The sequence below is a fragment of the Bacteroides sp. 2_2_4 genome (assembly GCF_000157055.1).
In the GTDB taxonomy this organism is placed as follows: Bacteria; Bacteroidota; Bacteroidia; order Bacteroidales; family Bacteroidaceae; genus Bacteroides; species Bacteroides ovatus.
This window is the reverse complement of sequence record NZ_EQ973379.1, coordinates 28,594-30,863: the sequence shown is the minus strand read 5'-3', so window position 1 is coordinate 30,863 and position 2,270 is coordinate 28,594. Positions and strand designations below refer to the sequence as shown.

Sequence of the window (2,270 nt, the reverse complement as noted above, 5' to 3'; positions counted from 1 at the left end):
ACGCATCGAGGGAAAAGGTACGGGACGTATCGTGTATGCTTTCCCGAAGATAATTATTCCTGATGACAAATTATTGGAAGTGGAAATCTACGAGAAAGCAGGAGGCCGCCACCAGCGGTTCTATATTGAGAATAGTGACCTGGTGGATGCGCGTGTCATGAATGAATTAATCAAGGAGTAATCATGAAAAGGGTTTTATTTATTATGTTATGTATTTGTCTGCCCTTTGCGGCAGACAAATCCTTTGCCCAACGCTATTTGCCGGGACAACAGGGCATCCAGCTTACGCTTGGCGGTGTAGACAACTTCGGTTCCAATGTAAAGCATTTAGGCGGTAACTTTCAGGTGGACCTGGCTTTGAGCCGGTATAACCGGAACCATTCCCGCTGGTTGTTCGGGGTGGATTATGTGAAGAAACACTATTCCTATAAGGAGATTGCAATACCCAAAGCACAGTTTACCGGAGAAATAGGTTATTTCGTGCCGTTCTTCTCGGACCGTGACAAGAACGTGTTCTTCTCTGCCGGACTTTCCGGACTGGCCGGCTATGAGACGACCAACTGGAACAGGAAGCTGCTCTATGACGGGGCAGCACTAAAGAATGACGGCTGCTTCATTTACGGTTTTGTTCCGGCTTTCGAGATGGAAGTGTTCCTTTCGGACAGGCTGGTGCTTCTTTTCAATGTCCGCCAAAGGATATTCTTCGGTTCGTCCGTTGGACATTTCCACACGGTGGTCGCCGCCGGATTCAAGTACATTTTTAATTAGGGATAGCATGGAAAAAAATAATTGGAATATAGACCAGATGCTGCACTGGCTGGACATAAAAATAGAACGGGAAAACCGGGACATAGCCAAGCTGGAGAAACAGATGGATGGGAATTTTCTGTACTATTTCGAGTGGAATGCGGAGAGCCTGTACAAATCCCACTTTATGTCAGACTGTTATAAGAAACTCCGCCAGGCGGTGGATGGAATAAAAGACATCAATAAAATCAGGAATGTCCTCAAGGAGAATGCCGCCTGCTGTGAGAAGAAACTGCTGGACGGCCAATTGGATTGCCGAAGTTCCAGCCGGGGGGCGAACATGGTCCATTCCATGAGGCTGGAATGTATGCAGCAGCTGATAAAGGATTACCGGGAATTTGCGAATATTCTTTCAGTAACACCTCCTGAAGAAAATCAGCAGCAGGCACATAAAACCGGAAAGAAAGAAGGACCGCCTGAAAAGAAGACAAAACGGGGCATCAGGCGTTAGCCATGCCGTCGGATTCAAGTAAATTATTAATTTAATAAAACGTAAAGTCATGAAGATAAAATTAATTGCAAGCAGTATCATCTTCACATTGCTGTGCCTGCTGGGTAGCTGTGACGATAAACTGGAAGTGCAGCAGGCTTATGATTTCTCCCTTACCTCGTGGTATCTTCAGAAAACCATCTCCCCGGATGAGACCGTGGAGATTCGTCTGACACTGAACCGCAGCGGAAACTATGAGGAAGCCCGCTATCAAATCGGTTATATACAGATGGAGGGTAGCGGTGAGGTATACGACAAGAAGAATGTCCGGCTGGTGAACCGGGAGATGCAACCGTTGGATTCGATTGCGGAGTTGGACGGCAGCGATCCTTGCCGGCAGGTATTCACACTCTTCTATCGTAACCGGAGCAGCAAGAATGCGGAGATTAAGTTTGTGGTGACGGATAATTTCCACCAGAAAAGAGAACTGGATGTGTCTTTTCAGAGCGAAACGGATACGAAACAATAAACGGGGCAGCGATGGATAAAAGTGATTTAAGGATCGAACAGTTGAAGCAATATCTTGACAAGAAGAAAGGTGTTGTGGAAAGCAATATAAAAGAGTATAGCGCACAACTGAAAAGCAACTATCTTTATTTCTTTGGTTGGCATGCCGATGACTTGTATAAGGCCTATTATATGGATAAAAATTACAAGGCTATTCAGGAGTCGATTGATGCCGCTGAAACGCCGAAGGACATTGAAGGGATTTTGAAGCGTTGTACCCTGTATTTAGAAGATGATCTCCTGCACGGTCCGCTTGTTGCAAGGAGTACCAGTCCGATGTCGAATATGGCCCATTCCCTGGAGATGGAATGCAAACAGGAATTACTCAAGGACCTACGGAAATTAAATAGAATTCTTCAGAATGAGACTGTCAGTGAAAGAATGAGGCCGCAAGAAACACCGCGACAAGAGATTGTGCCTGTGAAAGAAAAAAAGAGAACGGGACCACGGTTGAGATAATATCAAT

General features: G+C 45.6%; 5 protein-coding genes. All 5 read left to right on the top strand.

What is annotated here, in order from left to right; all coding sequences use genetic code 11:
* Positions 1-181, top strand: a 181-nt coding sequence (locus BSCG_RS29270; protein WP_139016529.1) for a DUF4138 domain-containing protein, incomplete at its 5' end; no start/stop codon positions are given.
* Positions 182-183: 2 nt separating this feature from the next.
* Positions 184-768 carry a conjugal transfer protein TraO gene (locus BSCG_RS00545; protein ID WP_008777607.1) on the top strand — a complete coding sequence of 195 codons (585 nt, stop codon included), beginning with the start codon at positions 184-186 and terminating at the stop codon, positions 766-768.
* A gap of 7 nt (positions 769-775) precedes the next feature.
* Positions 776-1,258, top strand: a complete 483-nt coding sequence (locus BSCG_RS0128200) for a hypothetical protein (RefSeq protein ID WP_032849896.1) — start codon at positions 776-778, stop codon at positions 1,256-1,258.
* Between the two features lie 49 nt (positions 1,259-1,307).
* Positions 1,308-1,766, top strand: coding sequence for a TraQ conjugal transfer family protein (locus BSCG_RS00550; protein WP_008777605.1), 459 nt, complete (start codon positions 1,308-1,310; stop codon positions 1,764-1,766).
* 11 nt (positions 1,767-1,777) lie between these two features.
* Positions 1,778-2,263, top strand: a complete 486-nt coding sequence (locus BSCG_RS00555; protein ID WP_008777604.1) for a hypothetical protein — start codon at positions 1,778-1,780, stop codon at positions 2,261-2,263.
* The last annotated feature ends 7 nt before the right edge of the window (positions 2,264-2,270 follow it).